Origin of the sequence: Pseudomonas maumuensis (genome assembly GCF_019139675.1) — a bacterium.
Lineage (GTDB): Bacteria > Pseudomonadota > Gammaproteobacteria > Pseudomonadales > Pseudomonadaceae > Aquipseudomonas > Aquipseudomonas maumuensis.
Map to the genome: position 1 here is coordinate 926,549 of NZ_CP077077.1, position 18,749 is coordinate 945,297.

Sequence of the window (18,749 nt, forward strand, 5' to 3'; positions counted from 1 at the left end):
GTTGACCGGCAAGGGTCAGGTCCATCGGGTTTCGAGGCAGTGCTTCGGTTATCCCGGTTCAAGCAGGGGGAGTGTAGGGCTGGTCGGGTACACGCGCAACCTGAGCAGGCGCGCGCTTGCTCATCACTTCAGCTCGGTTTCGATGAACACCACTTCGTGATCGCTGGCATTGACCACGTTGTGCTCCACACCGGCTTTGCGGAAGTAGCTCTGGCCTGCGACCAGAGGCGCATGTTTGTCGCCCTCCGGGGTCTCCAGCAACAACGTGCCATCGGTCATCGGCACCACCACGTAGTCATGGCCGTGCAGGTGCCGGCCAGTCTCGGCACCTGGGGCGAAGCGCCATTCGGTGACGATCACTTCGTCGGTGTTCACCTGCACGGTGGGGACTGCCTTGGGGCGTTGGGTCTGCTGCGTCATGGGTTAGGCCTGTTCACGGAAAAGCGTCCAGCCTGGACCGCTTGCTCGGTGGTTTAAATCCAAGTCTGCTGGCAGTCAGTCGTGTGAACGCTCAACTTTTCCGGCGCAAACGAACGCGGGGCCAGCCCGCTCCCCCAGGCTCAAGGTTGAGCCTGGGGGAGCGGGCTGGCCCCGCGATGCGAAACGCCCTGAAAACTACAGCGTGATCGCCTTCAACTTGAGCCCCATGGCCTGGGCCTGCACTGCCGCGCCGCTGAAGGCCGCCGCATTGCTCGGTGGTGGTGTGGGGCCGTGCACATGCGCGGCCAGTTCGGTGTTCATCGCCTGGACCAGCTCGAGCAGGTCGCAAAGCACCTGCAGCACGTTCACCGCCTCCGAGCCCAGCCAGGTCTTCGGCGCCTGCAGGCGCTGGCTGAGTTTCACCACGCTTTCGCGCAACCCCTCGATGCGTTCCTGGACGTCGCCGCCGATTGCCGCGTTGAGTTTCTGCCCAACCGCCAGGTTCAGGTCGCGCCCGGTGGCCTGGTGCAGATCGTCGAGGGCGGCCAGGCTGGCGGAGCCGCCGGACAGCAGCTTGAGCGCGCCGAGGGCCTCGATCTTCTTCACCCCGCCCACGGTCTCGGTCGAGTGGTCGTCCACCGTCCGCGCATGGCTCTGGAACTGCTCGGTATTGGCCAGCGCCTCGACCTCGCGCTCGATCGCCTTGTCGCGGATCCGGCCATCGGTCTGGCGCAGCCAGTTGCCATCGGCGTCGGCGCGCTGCTGGCAGGCCTCACTGTGCTGCCATACCAGATCACCCTTCGGCACCCTGGGTAGGCTGAGCCCGTGGGGCAGGATCTGCTGGATGAACGGTTTGTGGGGCAGGCCGTAGGCGAACGACACCACCACGGTGGTGCCTTCTTCGGGGAAACCGAACATGCCGCGCTCCTGCCCGCCCATGGGCGCCGGCAGCGGCAGGCTGGTGAACACCGGCAGCGCCGGGTCGGGCTCGCCATCTGGTAGCAGCACCTGGACATCGACACCGAAGCGCGGGCGGAAGTCGTCGCACAGCCCGGGCGCCGCTGGCGCATCGGGGACCGCGACCACCCGGCCGAAGCGCGGCAGGTGGTAGCCGCCGGTGATCTCGGGGAACTGGCGCGCTACGGCGCGGCGGATTGCGTCTTCCATCGGATAGCCATCTGGTTGCCGGCCAGCGTGACATGGGTCACGCGCTCGCCGTGGTTGATCGGTGCGCCTGGACGCAGCCCTGGCAGGGCGGCAATCGTGGCGCTCTGGTTGCCCTGGTAGTTGTCGAACAGCTTCATGGGCAGTTGCAGCGCGGGGCGAGCGCCGAAGTAGCTGTCGGCCCAGCTGCCCACGTACACCTCGCCATTGCCCTGCTGCTGCCAGATGAAGTCGGGGATGTCGAACACTTGGGCCAGGCTCTCCATGGCCTGGAAGCCGGCGGCCAGGCTGTAGAAGAACGGTGCGCGCACCGATGCGTAGGGCCGCTCGGGCACGCGAAAGCGCAGGCCGGTCTGCTGGCCGACCTGGTCGAGCACGCCGCGCAGGTCGACATGGCGCAGGTTCATCGGCAGCGGCCTGGCCAGGATCGCCGCCAGCTCGCGGCAGAACAGCACCTGCTGCCTGGCGTTGGCGGTGGTGCAGCGCTCGACGTAGCCGATGAAATGCCGCTGCAGCGTGCTGTCGTTGTAGCCGATGTCGAGGGTGACCAGGCCCTTGAGCGGTGCCTCGGCCTGGACGATGAAGGTCGCCCGCCCCGGGTTGCGCAGCTCCAGACGCACATCCGCCCTGATCAGGTCATGGCGTTCGCCTGCCACGCTGAGGACCTGATGCAGTTTCATGGTTTCTCCCCCAGCCAGTCGTCCACTTTTTTCAACAGCTTTTCGAAACTGGTCAGCTCCGGATCCTTGTCATCCTCGTCATCTTCCGCCCCTGCCGCGGCGCCGGGTGCGGCCTGTGCCTTGACGCGCTTTTTGGCGCGGCGCTTCTCGACCTTTTCCGGGTTGGAGGTCTTCTCGGCCAGGCCGAACTGCACCCGCCAGCAGGCCAGCGCATCGTCCTCCCGGACATTGACGTTGTCGGCGAAGCACACCTGGCGGATGCCGAAGGCCTCGGCCGTGTCGCTGACGATGCGGTAGGTCTTGAGCTGGCCGCCACTCTGGGTGGCTTCGGCCAGGCGCATCAGGTTGCGCAGCCAGACGCTGTTGACGTAGGGGATGGTCAGGGTGACGGTGAGGGTCTTGGGTTTGAAGCCTTTGTGCGCAGTGTCGGTGTTGCTGGTCTGGCCGGACAGGTCCTCGGCTTCGATGCGCAGGTTGCCGGTGACTTTCAGGGTCTTGCCCTGGACTGGCTCACCATCAAGCAGGAGGAGTGTCATAGGCCCACCATTTCACGGACAAAGCTCAGGCCCTTCTGCGAGCCGACCAGGAGCGCGCCGGCGCTTATCACCCATTCATGCCCCGGCGCGTTACCGTCCAGCAGACTGCGCCGCAACTCGGCAGTGCTGCCCGGGGCGAGCATGCGCGCTTGGATCAGGCTGCTGGCCTGGTCGTCTTCGAGCACTCGGCGCAGATCGCCCAGTTTTTGGTCGCGTTCGCGCTGCTGAGCTGCTTTACGGCCCGCCAGCGCCGCAAGGTCGCCCATCGGGGCGCTATCTGCGGCGTAGCCCTCCAGGACCGCGATCTGCCCTGCCATCGACTGCTGGGCGGCCTTGAGCACGGTGCAGCGCTCCAGGGGCAGCGGCTGCCAGCGCGGCAGTTGGCCCGCCTGCGGGATCTGCCACTTTTCGGTTTCCAGCTTCGCCAGGTGCTCGGCACGCCGTTGGGCACGTACCAGGTCCGGTACCGGCATAAGCGCATTGAAGCGCGCTAGGCTCGCGGCGAGCTGATCGAAGCGGGTAGCCAGGAACAGCAGGCACAGGGCGTGCTGATTACCCTGGGGCCGGCCTTCATCTGTGGTGTCGGTCAGCTTGTTGGCCAGCGCCTGCAGAAGGTTCGGCGCTGACAGGAAGCGCTGGTAACCGAGCCCCTGGCCAACCCCGGATTGGAACGGCGTTATGGTAAGGCAGGCCGGCGCATCGCTCAGTTGCTCGGCCAGCGCCTGGCGTCCCGCGCTGATCGCGCCCTGGGCGGCGGCGCCGACCGGGCCGGGGTTGGTGGTGGCGTGCTGCTGCAGGCCTTCCAGGCGCTTGCCCGTGCTGGCCAGCTCGCCGCCGGCCAGTGCCTGGGCGGCGCCCAGCTGGTTCATCCAGGCGGTGGCTTCGGTCGGCCAGCGCATGGCCACGGGTGACCAGGTCATGCCGACGCCTCCTGCACCCATACCGGCTCAAGTGGGCGACTTGCACGGTCAGGAAATGCCTCGGACTGGGGCCAGTCACGGAGCGCCTGCAAGTAGGCAAGCAGCTCGGTGAAGCGCTCGCCGGTAAGCGTTGTGCTGCGCTGCATATCCAGCTCGTCGCGATGACGCTCACGCAACCACAGCACGTCATTCACCGCAGCATCGCGCCAAGTCCGCTCGGTAGCCTCAATCTGCTCTTGCGTCTTCGGTGGGTTCAGGTAGGCCTGAAGTTCAGCACCTGTCATCAGCACCAGGTCATCGACTTTGAATTCATCTTCCGAGCCGTCAGCGGCGTACGCGTAGACTTGGCCTGTCCCCTGCTGTCGGTAGTGCTTGTTCATCGGTACTCACTCCATCTCTCAATCAGGTCGTTGGTGTCTTCACGGAACAGCGCGTAACTGCCGCCTGGCGGCACCGGCCCCTCCAAAGTTGTTTGACTTCCCACGGACATGTACGCCCTGGCCCAAAGCCCCCCAGAGATGTAGAGGCTGGCCGACAGATTGCCCCCACCCGGATCGCGCACGTGGACGGAAACCCAGATGGTCTTGTTTGTAGTGTTGGTGTAATTGACCCCCCAGGCCCGGCTAGCCGTCATGTCCTGCGTCGTCTGATTCACGCCGAACACCACTTCTGCAAGCCTGCGCGGGGACATGTAAGTCCCGGAAGACACCTTGCTTACAGCGTCCTGCAATGTGGCCTCTACAACGGCAAAACCCTTTGCAGTCAAAACCTCATCCCAGTCGGCCCAAGCACCGTCCCATACCCGGTACGCACACCGCCCTTTGTTCGCAGTTGCGCCCGTCAGACGCTGCACGCAGTAGCTATCACCGCCGCCAACCTCGATTAGATGCCGGCCCTGCACCCAACCTGGTGGCAAGCCAGCAAGGCCAGTGGCAGGCGTGATGAACTTCCCACCCGTGCGGTACTTCGCCATGTCCGTTTCGCTGCTGACAGCCTGGCCCCCGATGCCGTGATCACCGTTTCTGAGCATCGAACCTGGCGTTGCGTCGGTCTGGCTGATGTTCTTGACCAGGTTGCCGCTGTGCCAGACTTTGACCCAAGGCTTCCAGCTCCCGCCGTCGTCGGCACTGCCGCGAAACATGAACTCGTTGTCACGGGCATTAATCTGCTGCTGCCCAACGTTGCCAGACGCACGCCGCATAACGAGCAAGGGGGAGTAAGCATCGCCGAAGTTGGTAGAGCCGGCTCCGCCCGCGCTGTAGAAACCCGGGAGGATTGCCGCGTTGGCGTCATTCACATACTTGGGCGAACCCTGCCCTAGCCCCCACCCCCCGGTACTTACAAAGTCAGCGAGGATCTGCGCAAAGGGCTGCGCGTCGGTAATGCCATATCCGGCCAACGTAGTGGGTTTGCCGCTGGTGATCTTGCTCCAGTCCAGGTTCGGCACGTCGAGCGGATTCAATACCTCGCTGCCGATGACCTGCCCCTTGGCGTTGATAACTACCTTCGGATAGGCCCCGGGTACCACGCCCAGGTCTGGCAGTTTCGTCTGCATGATCACATCGCTGCCGCCGTCGAAATCCACGTGGCCGGCGATATCGCCCTGCAGCGCAATTTGGCGCGCCTCGCTCAGGCGCCGGGCCTTGCCAGCGGATGTAGTGCCATCCTCCAGGTCGGCTACCGATTTACGGCTGGCAAAGTGCTCGACCAGTGGCCCGTCGATCGGCTTGGCGGCGCGCAGGTCGATGATCTTGCCCGAGGCTGTCACTTCAGCCAGCTGGATGCAGTAGACCCAGCCGTCTTGGGTCTGATAGTCCCTTTGGTCGGGCTCGTACACCACTTTCCAGTACGGGACCACGTCGTTCTGCTCGCGGCGCAGGGTAAGGCGGATCCACACCTGGGTCGCACCGCTGGGCGCGTTCATGGCCTGGGCTTTGGCCAACGCCAGGCGCATGCCCTCCAGGTAGGCGATGCCGGCGGCCAGTTGGTAGTCGTTGCCCACCTTCTGGAACTGCAAAGCGTCGCCGAAGAAGCACGCTCGCCCATACACGTCGCGATTGCTCAGGCGCTCGCGCTCGTCGATGCCTTTCAGGCGCACGGTAAAGTCATGCTGCCAGGTGCTGGCATCGATGGTGATGCCGGTCAGTTCCTGGGCGCCGCTGTATTCCACCAGGATATTGCGGGTGACGTTGTTGCCGATCTGCAGCGGCGGGATGTTGCGCCGTTTCTGCTGCAGCGGCAGGTAGGCCACGGCGAACAGCACGCCCTCGGCGCTTTCCAGGCCCATCCAGTTCCAGTCGAAGTCGCCGATGTCGCTGCCCAGCATCGAGCTGTAGACGACTTGGTTGGGGTTCACGTAGCCGCTGTTGCCCGCCGGGATGTCGTAGCTATGCACGATCTGGCTGGCCGGCGGCTTGGTCGCGGCGCGGTCGACTGGCGTGTTCGGGTCGAGCCCGGGCACATTGGCGTAGATGAAGCGGGTGATCTGCAGGACTTCCTTGGCCCCCTGCTTCTGGGCGATCAGGCTTTCGCCGGCGAAAGTGATTCTGGCCACGGCGGGCTCCTAGAGCGTGGCGACCAGCGTCTGCTGGTCGTCGTTGAATTGGACTGCGGCGATGCGCAGTGTCACGGGGGTGATGCTGACGAAGTCGTAGCGGCGGCAGGTCCGGCCGTACTGCTGGATCAGCACCCGCAACAGCTCGGGGTTTTCCGACAGTTGCGAGTCGGAAAGGCGCAGCAGGACCACATCCCAGTCGCGGTCCGGCATACGCTCGTCGATCTCGACATAGCCGACACCCAGCCGACGCAGGATGCGTTTGAGCCCTGCGGTGCTGCCGGCATCGACCGCGTTGATGAAAGCGAACTTCACCCGCAGCCGGTACAGGCTTTCCGGCTCGTCCTTGAAGCGGGTGATATCGCGCTGCCAGGCGAGCAGGTCCAGCACGGTGAGGTGGCAGGTCTCGGCATCCATCTGCAGCAGCGGCCAGCGCAGCCATTCGGTCACCCTGGCCCACCAGGCCTGGGCGGCGTCCTTGAGCTTGGTCAGTTCGCTGCCGGCGAGCCAGAACGGTAGTTTCAGCGGGCTCATACCAGGTCCACCCGCAGGTTGGCGATGCGCGCGATGCTCAGCGGCGAGACGATGTCTTCGTTGGCGAAGTGCAGCGATTCGATGTCGTCGAAGGCCTGGTGCAGCTCCTCGGCCAGGCGGCTGAAGGAGAACCGCGATTGTGGGTAGGTCAGCGTCGGGCGGTAGTCGCTGGCCGTGCTTTCACGGAACGCCGCGCGGATGAACTGGGCAATGCCTTGCTGCAATGCCTCGCGGCGCTTCGTCGTCAGGTTCGCCCGCGGCCAGACCGTCAGCGCGATGTCGTGCCGCGTCTCGGGCATGACCATCACCAGCAGGTCGTCGCCGTGGCCGTGGTTGCCCTCGTCGCGCACGTGGGCGTTGATCTGCTCCAGGTACGATTCCGCTGGCACGTCGGCGTCGAACAGCACGTAGGCGTTGGCGCTGCCCGGACCACGCGGCGCGTCGTGGAGGAAGTACACGCCGTCGGGGCGCACGCCAGGGAAGGCGGCGATCATGGCGCGGTAGACCGCGTCGGTGTGCCATTGGTTGACCGCGCTGAACTGGTTGCGAGTGCGCAGGCGCAGTTGCTCGTCGGGCTCGGGGTCGGCTCCGGGCGAGGTCATCCAGCCGTCGTCATTGACCACCTGGACGATCCCCGTCACTGGCTCGGGCAGGATGGCGTAGTAGCCGGGCGCCAGGTTGTAACCGCTGCCGACCTGCTGTGCCTGGACCTTGACCGATTGTTGCAGGCGACCGTCGGGGAACAGCGCATCCTCGACCGTCACCAACTGGTAGACGTGGGCGTTGATCGCGGCGGATTGCACCACGACGCCAGCGCGCATCAGCAGCTCGCCGGCGCTGTTCTCGCGGGTGAACAGCAGTTGCCCCTGGGCCTTGGTCGCGCCCTTGCGCTCGATGTTCACCGCCCAGGCCAGGCTGTCCAGCCAGGCGCCGCTGGCGGTCTTGACGAAGAAGTTGGGTAGTACGGTGTCGCTGATGAAACCGACCAGCCAGAGCACCGGCTTGGTCACCAGCGCCGTCACCAGCCGCCAGAACGGCGAGTAGGCGCTGGTGTTGCTGAGCTTGCTGCCCTGGGCGGCCACTTCAGCCTCCCAGGCCTTGTGCAGGGCCGCCTCGGTGGTGGGAATGCCGGCGTCGGCCAGCACCTTGCGAAAGTCCAAGTCGCTCACAGGTATACCTCGATGTCACCGAATTTCAGGGTTTTCGCCGTGACCCGGTACACGCCCGGCCGCTCTTGCAGGATGCGGGCGGTACCGGGCAGCAGGCGCTCGTCGTCCTCCACCAGCAGTTCCAACTGCAGGATGCAGTCGGCCTGGCGCTGGCGGCTGCGCTCGGCCACCAGGGTCACCAGCAGGCCGCTGTCGCGGATCATGTGGGCGATGTCCTGGGCGATGCTGGCGCGGTCCTCGATCAGCAGCGGTTGATGGGAAGGGTCCAGTACCAGGTCGTTGTCGTGGATCAGCAGGTCGATGTAGTCGCTCATCAGCCCACCGCCATTTCCATCATCTGTTCGAGCTCCAGCGGGTTCATGGCCTTGCTGGTGTTGATCTCGATCCTCTCGACGTGCATGCGCCGATCCTGGGTCTGGGTGCTGCTCTGGATCTGGGTCATCAGCCCTCCCTGGGGAACACTCGTCGGGCTGGCCGGCGAGAGGTTGAGTGCGGTCTGGGTCATGCGCTGGCGCTGTTGGTCGAGTTGCTCGATCGGCGTCATCAGCGGGGTGGGTGCAGGCACCTGCATCAGGTGCTTGATGGACGGTGGCTGGCTGGTGATGGGCAGGATGCCGATCGGCGCGACCTGGCCAGGCAACTGAGGCACTTCGGGCGCCTTTGGCAGATCGCCGAACCGTGTCTCGATGTGTACGCCCGGGATCTTGTTGAGCATCTCGATCAGGCCGTCCACCGCGCTGCGGAATATCCTGCTGATGCCGTCCCAGGCGCTTTTCGCGAAGTCCGCCCAGCCACTCATCGAGCCGAAGATGTTGCCCAGTGCGGTGAATTGCGCGCTGACCCACTGGAACGCCGTGCTTTCGAGCAGGGCCGCCTTGAAATCGTCCCAGTACCTGACGACCAGGGCGACGATCGTGATCAATACGGCGATGCCGGCGACAACGAGGCCAATCGGGTTGGCGTACATGGCCGCGTTGACCAGCCAGGTCACGGTTTGCCAGGCGAGCATGGCCAGGCGCAGGGTGCCTAGCACCGCGATCATCAGCAGCACCCTGCCGACCAGGAGCACGCATTGAATGGAGTGCAGGATGAACACGGCCAGGCTGCGCAAACCGGTCAGGTTGAGCAGTGCCCAGACGGTCTGCAGCCCCAGCACGGCGACCCGGGCGATGCCGACGGCGACCACCAGTGCGCTCAGGGCGGCGCCCATGCCGGCGATGGTCAGTGTGGCAATGCCGACGACCCGGGTGATATTGGGGAACAGCTTGATCCAGCGGACCAGGGTACTGGCGATATCGACCAGGCGTGTCATCAGCGGCTGCAGGATTGGAATCAGCGCCTGGCCGAAGGCGATGCGCAGCCCTTTTACCGCAGCCCCGAACTGCTGCCAGGGGTCGACCATGGCCTTGGCCATCTGTTCGGCCTGTTCAAGGCCACGCACCTGGCCCAGCTTGTCGATGCCGTTCTTGAGACGGTCGGTGTCCTGGGCCAGGGCGCCGATGAGCTGGGCTGCCTCACCGCCGAAGGCCTCGGTGATCTTGGCGTTGGCCGCAGCGCCGCGTAGGTCGCCGAACCTACCCTGCAGCTTGGCCAGGATGTCCAGCATCGGCAGGACCTTGCCATTGGTATCGGTGAACTGCATGCCGAGCTTGTCCGAGGCGTCCTCGATGTTTTCGAAGAAGGCCTTGTAGAGCCCACCGGCCGCGCTGCCGTCCATGCTGCCGGACAGGCTGCCGATCACGGCCATCTGCTCGGCCAGGCCGATGCCGGCGGCGGAGGCATGGGCGCCGGCCTCCTTGAAACCATCCTTCATCTGTTCGCCGCTGGTGCGGAACAGCTGGACCGCCAGGGCGGTCTGCCCGCCCAGGATCTTGACCCATTGGCCCTTGCCCATGGCGTCGGCCTGCTGTTTCTGCAGGTTGTACATCGTGCCGACGTACTCGGCCATCACGCCTTGGTCGGACTTGGTGGCCTTGGCCAGCACGCTGCTGGCGTAGGTGAACGTGGCCAGCTGGGAGCCGGAAAGGCCCTTGATCGCGCCTTCGATCTTGTACGCCGAGGCGACGAAGTCCCGGGCGTTCTCGCCATAGGCGATGGAGAACGCCAGGGCTTTGCTGTTCAAGGCCTCCAGGGCGTCCTCGGCCACGCCAAGCGAGCGCACGTCCCCAAGGGCACGGTTCATTTCCAGGGCGGGCTCAAGGAAGGTGCCAAAGCCGCTGGCGGAGTTTTGCAGCTTCTGCGTGCCATCGCTGATCTGCTTGATGGCGGCCTGACTTTTCTCGGTCAGCTTGTTGAAACCTTGGGTCATCCTCGCCAGCGGCGCGGTGACTTTGTCGGTCAGCGACAGGATGAAATCCAGCCGGCTGATTGCGGTGTTCGCGCTCATGGGATGTCAGCTTCCGTTGAATGCACGTGCGATGCCGTTGGCGATGGCGATTTCCATTCGCCGCCAGTGCTCGTCCTCCAGCCATTTGGCCGTGCCCAGGTTCTCGGGCGTGGCGGATGCACCGGGCAGCCAGCGTTCGGTCAGGGCCAGCAACTGGCCCAGGCCGTCCTCGGTCAGTCGCTCTGCGTGGCCGAGCGCTTTTTTACGGTGACCTCGACGGTCGGCGCGTATTCCTCGACCAGGGCACCAGCCAGCTGGATGACGGTCATCGGGTTGGCCAGCAGCGGCTTGAGCTGGTCCTTGTGCTCGGGCTTCACGGCGGTGACCAGCAGGTTGTTGGCCGGGGCGACCTTGTTGGACGGGGTCAGGGCGTTGATGTACTTGGTCATCAGCGCCGGATCGACGGCGAAGTCCAGGGACAGCTCGCCGACTTCAAGGGTGATTTCGGTGCGTTGGGTCATGGGGTACTACTCCAATGAAATACGGGAATCAAAACGAAGGGGTGAGCGCTGTGCTGCGCTCGTGGCGGTGCTGGCAGGGAACGCAGCGGCGCATGCCACCCAAGGCGCGGCGCGCCTCGGGGATCTCGTCGCCGCAGTCCGCGCAATCGGTGAGGCTCGGCCCAGTCGCCGCCCGTCGGTCACGCACAGCGGCGATCGCCAGATCACGCCTGAGCTGTTCCAGGGCCTGGGCGCGGTCGAATGGGCACACCATCAGCTCAGGCCCTCGACCTCGGCGAAGGACAGGTACGGCACGCCGTTGACATGGATGAAGTCCGGGCTGGTGACGTCGAACGGCAGCTTGTGCTTGGTCTTCTCGCCGCCCTTGGCGTCGATGTTGAGCAGGCTGGAGATCTTGAAGCGGCAGCCGAAGGCCTCGACGCGGATCTCGTCGGTGGGGGTCTTGGCGTAGAACAGCTGGTCGAAGGTGCCCAGCTGGCGGAAGCTGCCGGCCTTGGCGGCAGCTTCGATGATCAGGTTGAAGTTGCTGGTGTCCACTTCCAGCTCGCCGCTGGCGGCCACGTCGCCGGCGACCCAGCCATCCGGCACGCCCTTGGTGTGGGCCACGGCGCTGTTGTCGGTGATGTCGAGGGTTGCGCTTTCAACGTGGATCTTCAGGTCGCCCACGTTGATGTCGAAGTTCAAGCCACTGATCTTGGCCATGGGTTACTCCTGGTTGTCCTGGGAAAGGTCCAGCGCGATGTTCGCGGTGATGTCCTTGGGGCAGTTGTGCGGGCGGATGCGGATGAACACTTCCACCTGGGTGTGGCTCTTCCAGACGATGACCAAGTCGCCGTCGCGCGGCGGCTGGATTTCGCCCGGGAACACTTCGCCGGCGAATTTCACCGCCTTGGCCATGCGGCGCAGCGGCGCCATCAATGCGCTGGTGTTGGCGGCCATGCTGGCGGGGCTGTTGTTCAGGCGGCGGTCACCGATACGGCGGATCAGCAGCGGACGGACCTGGCGGGCGGCCTTGTCGGCCAGGCGCAGGTATTCCAGGACCTGGAAGTCGCTGGCGGCGGTGTCGAGCATGTTGGCATCGCCCCAGTACACACCCTCGTAGTCCGGGTAGGTCTGGGATACGGAGAAGCGTGCCTTGTCCAGCTCGCTGCGTACTGCCGAGGGCAGCGGTACGCCGTCCTTGTCCGCAGGCACGCTGCCCAGGCCCAGGACAGGGCCACTGGCGACGCGCATCGGGGTATCGGCGATGCTCCAGGCGGCATTGGCCAGGCGACCGGCGAGCACGCCCAGGTCGTTGCCGTGCAGCTGCGGCACCACCACGACACGTGGCGCGGCGATACCGTCGGTGAGCGCCTTCTGCTCGAGCACGTAGTCCGACCAGGTCACGGTCGGCAGGATGCCGGCGGACGCGGCCAGGACGAACGAACGCCGGCCATGGCGAGCGTTCAGCTGTTCGGCGGCGGTGTGCAAGGCCAGCAGTTCCGCGCCGGCGGTCACCGGCTTGGTGACGACGATGCCTTCGACCGAGTAGCCGTGTTGCTGGGCGTACTCCAGGGCGCTGGCCCAGTCGCCTTCGGCGCCGATCGGCGCGGCCAGGCAGGCCCAGCGGCTGCCGCCGTTGGCGCGGGCGGCGATCAGTTGGGTCTTCAGGTCGCTGGCGGCCACGCCTAGCTCGTTGTCCAGGTCGCTGTCAGTGTTCAGGGCCAGCAGCTTGCCGACGTTCTTGGCGGCGGGGCCGATGAAAAGGAAGTAGCGCTCGATCTCGGTCACGGCACCCTGGCCGAGGTTGAGATTGTTCACGCTGATTTTACCGAGTGCCATAGGTTGCCTCGTTAGCGGGGTGATTGAAGGGTTGTGCCGGAGCCTGCCAATCAGGTTGCCGGCGGGACGGGCGCTGGGCCCGGGTAACAGGTCAGGGGAGAGGGCTGCCCTGCACGACCACATCGCCTTGTTCGGCGATCCACAGGTCGTGGTGCTGGAATGACCAGGTCTTGCCGAAGACCTCGATTTCTCCGGCTGCGTCCTCGGTCAGGTAAAGGGGCTCGACGAACTCCAGGGCCAGCGACACATCCAGCAAGTCGCTGCCTGGGGCCTTCTGTTTTACGGTGAGCGTCGGTGCCGGAAGGGCGAACAGATGGCGCCCGGGGTCTTTGGCTTCCAGCCAACTCCCGGCGAGGGCCATCAGGCGTCCGGGGTGATCGTTGAAGTCGTCGAGATCGAACAGGGCGCGGTAGCGCAGGTTGCCCATGTGCAGGCCTAGTTCGGTCTGTGTCCATGTCAGTTGCAGGTCGAGTTGCTGCGCCCAGGCATGCAGTTGTTCAGCGGGCACCAGCTGGCGTTCGAGCAGGTAGGTGGTCAGTGCTTTCAACTGGTTCATGGGGCTGACCTCGGGGCGGGGTTGCCTGAAAAAGTCATCGTTGGGTACTCGTGTGAGAGTGGCTGGCCCTAAGGAGCGGCATTCCAAAAAGCCCGCCGTGCAGGCTTTTCAGTAATGCGCGTGGTCACCGCTGGCCACGACTGGTGACGCCATGCGGTTGCGCTTCGAATTGGTGACTCCGACCGCGGCCGTGTGCCCGCCGGATAACTGATCGTGGTGCTTTACGCTGCACACCCGGGCCAGTTGCCAACCCTCTGAACAGTCGAGGCCTGTTCATCGCTGCCTGTGTAACAACCGGTTGCTGTCCGGTTCGAGATACAGATTATGCAGCAATGCATATGCAGTCAATGCGAATGTGGAAATATTTATGCATAAAGAATTGCCAATATGCATATCGGTCTTTGCGGGCGGGGGTTGTAGGGCTTTTCTGTAGGCGAAAAAAAACCCGCCGAAGCGGGTTTTTTCAGGGGCACTGCATCAGACGTTGAAGCGGAAGTGCATCACGTCGCCGTCCTTGACGATGTAGTCCTTGCCTTCAAGGCGCCATTTACCGGCTTCCTTGGCACCGCTCTCACCCTTGAACTGGATGAAGTCGTCATAGGCCACCACTTCGGCGCGGATGAAGCCTTTCTCGAAGTCGGTGTGGATAACGCCGGCCGCCTGCGGCGCGGTGGCGCCCACGCGCACGGTCCAGGCACGCACTTCCTGCACGCCGGCAGTGAAGTAGGTCTGCAGGTTGAGCAGTTCGTAGCCGGCGCGGATCACGCGGTTCAGGCCAGGCTCTTCCAGGCCCAGGGCCTCGAGGAACATGTCCTTCTCCTCACCGTCGTCGAGCTCGGCGATCTCGGCTTCGATCTTGTTGCACACCGGTACCACGACCGCGCCTTCTTCCTCGGCGATGGCCTTGACTACGTCCAGGTGCGGGTTGTTGTCGAAGCCATCTTCGGCAACGTTGGCGATGTACATCACCGGCTTGCTGGTCAGCAGGTGGAAGCCGCGGATGACGGCTTTTTCGTCGTCAGCCATGTTCTTCATCAGGCTGCGTGCCGGCTTGCCTTCGGTGAAGTGCGGGATCAGTTTTTCCAGGATGGCCTTTTGCGCCAGGGCATCCTTGTCGCCGCCTTTGGCGTTGCGGGCGACCTTCTGCAGTTGCTTCTCGCAGCTGTCGAGGTCGGCGAAGATCAGTTCGAGGTCGATGATCTCGATGTCGCGCTTGGGGTCGACACTGTTGGAAACGTGGATCACGTTCTCGTCTTCGAAGCAGCGCACCACGTGGGCGATAGCGTCGGTCTCGCGGATGTTGGCGAGGAACTTGTTGCCCAGGCCTTCACCTTTCGAGGCGCCAGCAACCAGGCCGGCGATATCGACGAACTCCATGGTGGTCGGCAGGATACGGTTCGGCTTGACGATCTCGGCCAGCGCGGCCAGGCGTGCGTCGGGCATCGGCACGATGCCGCTGTTCGGCTCGATGGTGCAGAAGGGGAAGTTCTCCGCCGCGATGCCGGACTTGGTCAGGGCGTTGAACAGGGTGGACTTGCCGACGTTGGGCAGGCCGACGATGCCGCAATTGAAACCCATGGGTATTCCCCTATCTAAAAGTGTCAGGCCTTCTGGCTGTGCAGTTCGCGCATCGCCTTGGCGAAGTCGCCGGCAAGCACGTCGGGCATCACGCCGAGGGCAAAATCGATGCTGGCGTCGAGCTTCTCCTGCTCGGCGCGCGGCGCGCGGCCCAGGACGAAGTTAGAGACCAGTTTGGCGTCACCCGGGTGGCCGATGCCAAGCCGCAGGCGGTGGAAGTCGTTCTGGTTGCCGAGCTGCGCGATGATGTCGCGCAGGCCGTTGTGCCCACCATGGCCGCCGCCTCTCTTGAGCTTGGCGACGCCGGGGGGCAGGTCGAGTTCGTCGTGCGCCACCAGGATCGCTTCCGGCTTGATGCGGAAGAAATTCGCCAGAGCCGCCACGGACTGGCCGCTACGGTTCATGTAGGTGGTGGGGATCAGCAAACGAACATCGTTGCCTTGATGGCTGAATTTAGCCGTCAGGCCGAAATACTTTTTGTCAGCGGACAGCGAGACACGCTGGGCGCTGGCGAGGCGTTCAACGAAAAGAGCCCCTGCGTTATGCCGGGTCTGTTCGTATTCGGGGCCGGGGTTACCCAGGCCGACGATCAACTGGATGGCGGTCACGTCAGGGGCTCTTCCTTGGAGTTGGTGGGTTACGGTGCGCGCGGCACTGTAACCCGATCAACGCCGGCGTGCGAGTGGATTACTCGGCAGCGCCTTCAGCAGCTTCAGCGGCAACGCGCGGGGCGTGGACGTTGGCAACAGCTTTGTCATCACCGTGGGCCAGAGCGACGAACTCTACGCCTTTCGGAGCTTTCAGGTCCGACAGGTGGATGATGGTGCCGACTTCGGCCTTGGACAGGTCGACTTCGATGAACTCAGGCAGGTCTTTGGCTTCGCAGGAAACTTCGATCTCGGAAACGACGTGCGAAATCTCGCCGCCTTTCTTGATCGGGGCTTCTTCGCCGACGAAGTGAACCGGGACCTTGGCGGTCAGCTTCTGGCCAGCAACGACGCGAACGAAGTCGGCGTGCATGATGAAGCCTTTGGCTGGGTGACGCTGCATGGCCTTGACCACGACGTTCTGCTTGGCGCCGTCGACATTCAGTTCGATAACGTGGCTGAAGGCAGCTTCGTTTTCGAACAGCTTGGCGATTTCCTTGGCCACGATGGTCAGGGACTGGGCTTCTTTATCGCCACCGTAGACAACGGCAGGGATGTTGGCGGAGTGACGCAGGCGGCGGCTCGCACCTTTCCCCAGGTCAGTACGCGCTTGGGCGTTCAGGATGAAATCAGTCATTTTGCTTCTCCAAAATAGCCCCCCGAGGGCGTTTGCGACCAGCGCCAACGGGGATGGCAAAAAAGCCCCGCCCCAACGAATGCTGGGGCGGGGCGCTTCATATCAACACGTGTTCCGCTTAGCGGAACATCGCGCTGATCGATTCTTCGTTGCTGATGCGGCGTACCGCTTCAGCGACAACCGGTGCGATATCCAGCTGGCGGATACGGTCACAGGCTTGAGCAGCGGCGGACAGCGGAACGGTGTTGGTCACCACCAGCTCGTCCAGTACCGACTTCTCGATGTTCTCGATCGCGCGGCCCGACAGGACAGGGTGCGTGCAGTAGGCATAAACCTTGGCAGCGCCGTGTTCTTTCAGGGCCTTGGCCGCGTGGCACAGGGTGCCGGCGGTGTCGACCATGTCGTCTACCAGGATGCAGGTGCGTCCTTCGACGTCGCCGATGATGTGCATAACCTCGGAGTGGTTAGCCTTTTCGCGGCGCTTGTCGATGATCCCGAGATCGACGCCCAGGGACTTGGCGACGGCGCGAGCACGCACCACACCACCGATGTCCGGGGAAACGATCATCAGGTTCTCGAAACGCTGGTCTTCGATGTCGTCGACCAGTACGGGCGAGCCGTAGATGTTGTCGACGGGGATATCGAAGAAACCCTGGATCTGGTCAGCGTGCAGGTCGACGGTGAGTACACGGTCGATACCTACGACAGTGAGCATGTCAGCGACGACTTTGGCGCTGATGGCTACACGTGCCGAACGCGGACGGCGGTCCTGGCGGGCGTATCCGAAGTAAGGAATCACGGCGGTGATTCGCGACGCTGAGGAGCGGCGGAAGGCGTCGGCCATCACTACCAGTTCCATCAGATTGTCGTTGGTTGGGGCACAGGTGGGCTGAATGATGAAGACGTCTTTACCGCGGACATTTTCGTTGATTTCAGCACTGATTTCGCCGTCGGAGAACTTACCGACAGAAACATCACCCAGTGGAATATGCAGCTGACGTACGACACGCCGAGCCAGATCGGGGTTAGCATTCCCCGTGAAGACCATCATCTTGGACACGCGCAGTACCTGAAGGCTGAGGGTAACCTGGATGAGTATAAGAAATGGCAGGGGCGGCTGGATTCGAACCAACGCATGGCAGGATCAAAACCTGCTGCCTTACCGCTTGGCGACGCCCCTGTATCTGTTGCTGCGAATTCTTATGAACTCGACTTCTTGATCAGACTTTGCAGCTTGCGATGCAACATCGAAACATTGCTTCCTTTCGCCACAAACCCTGTTTGGGTCTCTGAAAGAAGGGCCAGAACTTTATCAGCTTCGGCTTTGCTTGGGAAGGCCCCAAACACACAACTTCCAGTGCCGGTCATTCGAGCTTCGGTAAATTTACCCAATGAAATCAGCGCATTGCGAACTTCAGGATAACGTTGCTCTACTACCGGTTGGCAGTCATTTCGACTGTTTCCCTCGGGAACGGGGCGCATCTTAAGGGGGAGGGAATCACGTGTCAACTCTGGATGCGAAAAAATTTCCGCTGTGCTGACAGACACTTGCGGTACCAGCACGACATACCAGGGTTCGGCGGGGTCGACCGGGGTCAGTTGCTCCCCAACACCCTGGGCAAAGGCAGCATGGCCGCGGACGAACACCGGCACATCGGCGCCAAGCGAAAGGCCCAGGGCCGCCAGGCGGTCTTCGTCCCAGTCCAGCTGCCACAAGTGCGCAAGTGCCAGCAGGGTGGTCGCCGCGTCAGAGCTGCCGCCACCGATGCCGCCGCCCATGGGCAGTACCTTGTGCAGCCAGATGTCGGCACCGAGCTTGGTGCCGGACTGGGTCTGCAGCATCCGCGCCGCGCGAACGATCAGGTTGCTGTCGTGGGGCACGCCGTCAATTTCCGTCCGCAGGCAGATCTGGCCATCGTCGCGCAGGGCGAAGCCCAGTTCGTCGCCGTGCTCGAGAAACTGGAACACGGTTTCCAGCTCGTGGTAACCGTCGGCGCGGCGCCCAGTAATGTGCAGCCACAGGTTGAGCTTGGCCGGTGCAGGCAGTGTCAACTTTTGCATCGAATCAGTGTCCCAGCTGGCGTGGCTGCCAGTCCTTGACCACCAGGGTCACGTCGATGTTCTCGCCGTGCAGCTTCAGGCGCTCGGGCAGCCAGTAGCCGTTCTGCTCCACATAGCTCAGGTATTCGACCTTCCAGCCGTCCTGGGCGAGGCTGGCCAGGCGGCTGTCGCCGTCGAGGGTCAGCTGGCTCTTGCTGTCCGGGGCGGGCAGGCCGCGCACCCACCAGACCAGGTGCGACACAGGCAGGCGCCAGCCCAGTTGCTCTTCCAGCAGGGCCTCGGGGTTGGCCGCCTCGTAGCGGCCCTGGTTGGCGACTTCCAGCACCACGCCGCCGGGGCGCCCGGTCAGGCGTGCCGCGCCGCGGCCCAGGGGGCCGGCCAGGCGGATGTCGTAGTAGTCCTGGCGTTGCAGCCAGAACAGCGTGCCGCTGCCCGAGTCACGCGGGGCGCGGATGCCGACCTTGCCGTTGATCTGCCAGCCGTCGAGGCTGCCCAACTGCTGTTTGTGCTCGCGCCACAGCTGCGGGTTGCCCTGGCCCTGCACGGCTTCCTTGCTGCCGAAGCCGGCGCAGCCGGCGAGCAGGGCGATGAGGGTGAAGGTGATGCAATGACGCAGGAACATGGT

23 protein-coding genes and 1 tRNA gene are annotated in these 18,749 nt (G+C 63.9%); all 24 read right to left on the reverse strand.

The window, feature by feature from the left end:
- Positions 1-123 precede the first annotated feature (123 nt).
- The 24 genes from KSS90_RS04290 to lolB all read right to left on the reverse strand — a co-directional run bounded on the left by KSS90_RS04290 (position 124) and on the right by lolB (position 18,746).
- Entirely contained in the window at positions 124-420 is a 297-nt protein-coding gene (locus tag KSS90_RS04290) for a cupin domain-containing protein (protein WP_217868344.1), read from the reverse strand.
- Between the two features lie 195 nt (positions 421-615).
- Positions 616-1,587 (reverse strand): hypothetical protein, encoded by a 972-nt coding sequence (locus KSS90_RS04295; RefSeq protein WP_217868345.1) that lies wholly within the window; start codon positions 1,585-1,587, stop codon positions 616-618.
- On the reverse strand, positions 1,560-2,264 hold the full coding sequence (locus KSS90_RS04300; RefSeq protein WP_217868346.1) for a hypothetical protein: 705 nt from the start codon (positions 2,262-2,264) through the stop codon (positions 1,560-1,562). The genes KSS90_RS04295 and KSS90_RS04300 overlap by 28 nt, the downstream gene beginning before the upstream one ends.
- Positions 2,261-2,800: a baseplate complex protein gene (locus tag KSS90_RS04305; RefSeq protein WP_217868347.1), complete on the reverse strand. Its 540-nt coding sequence runs from the start codon at positions 2,798-2,800 to the stop codon at positions 2,261-2,263. Before KSS90_RS04305 ends, KSS90_RS04300 begins: the two co-directional genes overlap by 4 nt.
- Entirely contained in the window at positions 2,797-3,720 is a 924-nt protein-coding gene (locus KSS90_RS04310) for a hypothetical protein (protein WP_217868348.1), read from the reverse strand. Before KSS90_RS04310 ends, KSS90_RS04305 begins: the two co-directional genes overlap by 4 nt.
- Complete coding sequence (locus KSS90_RS04315) at positions 3,717-4,100, reverse strand: phage tail assembly chaperone (RefSeq protein ID WP_139668576.1); 384 nt, start codon at positions 4,098-4,100, stop codon at positions 3,717-3,719. Before KSS90_RS04315 ends, KSS90_RS04310 begins: the two co-directional genes overlap by 4 nt.
- Entirely contained in the window at positions 4,097-6,274 is a 2,178-nt protein-coding gene (locus KSS90_RS04320; protein WP_217868349.1) for a phage tail-collar fiber domain-containing protein, read from the reverse strand. The genes KSS90_RS04315 and KSS90_RS04320 overlap by 4 nt, the downstream gene beginning before the upstream one ends.
- 9 nt (positions 6,275-6,283) lie before the next feature.
- Positions 6,284-6,808: a phage tail protein gene (locus tag KSS90_RS04325; RefSeq protein WP_217868350.1), complete on the reverse strand. Its 525-nt coding sequence runs from the start codon at positions 6,806-6,808 to the stop codon at positions 6,284-6,286.
- Positions 6,805-7,977: a baseplate J/gp47 family protein gene (locus KSS90_RS04330; protein ID WP_217868351.1), complete on the reverse strand. Its 1,173-nt coding sequence runs from the start codon at positions 7,975-7,977 to the stop codon at positions 6,805-6,807. Before KSS90_RS04330 ends, KSS90_RS04325 begins: the two co-directional genes overlap by 4 nt.
- Entirely contained in the window at positions 7,974-8,291 is a 318-nt protein-coding gene (locus KSS90_RS04335) for a DUF2590 family protein (protein WP_046857148.1), read from the reverse strand. Before KSS90_RS04335 ends, KSS90_RS04330 begins: the two co-directional genes overlap by 4 nt.
- Entirely contained in the window at positions 8,291-10,363 is a 2,073-nt protein-coding gene (locus KSS90_RS04340; protein ID WP_217868352.1) for a phage tail tape measure protein, read from the reverse strand. Before KSS90_RS04340 ends, KSS90_RS04335 begins: the two co-directional genes overlap by 1 nt.
- A 6-nt stretch (positions 10,364-10,369) precedes the next feature.
- On the reverse strand, positions 10,370-10,516 hold the full coding sequence (locus tag KSS90_RS04345) for a DUF6890 family protein (protein WP_217868353.1): 147 nt from the start codon (positions 10,514-10,516) through the stop codon (positions 10,370-10,372).
- A 20-nt stretch (positions 10,517-10,536) separates the two neighbouring features.
- A complete protein-coding gene (locus KSS90_RS04350; protein ID WP_217868354.1) occupies positions 10,537-10,824 on the reverse strand; it encodes a putative phage tail assembly chaperone in 288 nt (95 codons plus the stop codon).
- Positions 10,825-10,852: 28 nt separating this feature from the next.
- Positions 10,853-11,077, reverse strand: a complete 225-nt coding sequence (locus KSS90_RS04355; protein WP_110703025.1) for a TraR/DksA family transcriptional regulator — start codon at positions 11,075-11,077, stop codon at positions 10,853-10,855.
- Entirely contained in the window at positions 11,077-11,526 is a 450-nt protein-coding gene (locus KSS90_RS04360) for a phage protein (protein WP_046857144.1), read from the reverse strand. Before KSS90_RS04360 ends, KSS90_RS04355 begins: the two co-directional genes overlap by 1 nt.
- Positions 11,527-11,529: 3 nt before the next feature.
- Positions 11,530-12,645 carry a DUF2586 domain-containing protein gene (locus KSS90_RS04365; protein ID WP_217868355.1) on the reverse strand — a complete coding sequence of 372 codons (1,116 nt, stop codon included), beginning with the start codon at positions 12,643-12,645 and terminating at the stop codon, positions 11,530-11,532.
- Positions 12,646-12,736: 91 nt separating this feature from the next.
- The gene (locus KSS90_RS04370; RefSeq protein WP_217868356.1) at positions 12,737-13,201 is read right to left on the reverse strand and encodes a phage tail protein; all 465 of its coding nucleotides are present in this window, start codon (positions 13,199-13,201) and stop codon (positions 12,737-12,739) included.
- Positions 13,202-13,678: 477 nt separating this feature from the next.
- Entirely contained in the window at positions 13,679-14,779 is a 1,101-nt protein-coding gene (ychF, locus tag KSS90_RS04375; protein WP_023629554.1) for a redox-regulated ATPase YchF, read from the reverse strand.
- Positions 14,780-14,802: 23 nt separating this feature from the next.
- A complete protein-coding gene (gene pth / locus KSS90_RS04380) occupies positions 14,803-15,387 on the reverse strand; it encodes an aminoacyl-tRNA hydrolase (RefSeq protein ID WP_023629555.1) in 585 nt (194 codons plus the stop codon).
- A gap of 79 nt (positions 15,388-15,466) precedes the next feature.
- Complete coding sequence (locus KSS90_RS04385; RefSeq protein WP_011532196.1) at positions 15,467-16,063, reverse strand: 50S ribosomal protein L25/general stress protein Ctc; 597 nt, start codon at positions 16,061-16,063, stop codon at positions 15,467-15,469.
- A gap of 118 nt (positions 16,064-16,181) precedes the next feature.
- The gene (locus tag KSS90_RS04390; RefSeq protein WP_016391678.1) at positions 16,182-17,123 is read right to left on the reverse strand and encodes a ribose-phosphate pyrophosphokinase; all 942 of its coding nucleotides are present in this window, start codon (positions 17,121-17,123) and stop codon (positions 16,182-16,184) included.
- A 45-nt stretch (positions 17,124-17,168) separates the two neighbouring features.
- Positions 17,169-17,243: transfer RNA gene (locus tag KSS90_RS04395), tRNA-Gln, on the reverse strand.
- 20 nt (positions 17,244-17,263) lie between these two features.
- Entirely contained in the window at positions 17,264-18,124 is an 861-nt protein-coding gene (gene ispE / locus KSS90_RS04400; RefSeq protein ID WP_217868357.1) for a 4-(cytidine 5'-diphospho)-2-C-methyl-D-erythritol kinase, read from the reverse strand.
- 4 nt (positions 18,125-18,128) lie between these two features.
- A complete protein-coding gene (lolB, locus tag KSS90_RS04405; RefSeq protein ID WP_046857139.1) occupies positions 18,129-18,746 on the reverse strand; it encodes a lipoprotein insertase outer membrane protein LolB in 618 nt (205 codons plus the stop codon).
- Positions 18,747-18,749: the final 3 nt, after the last annotated feature.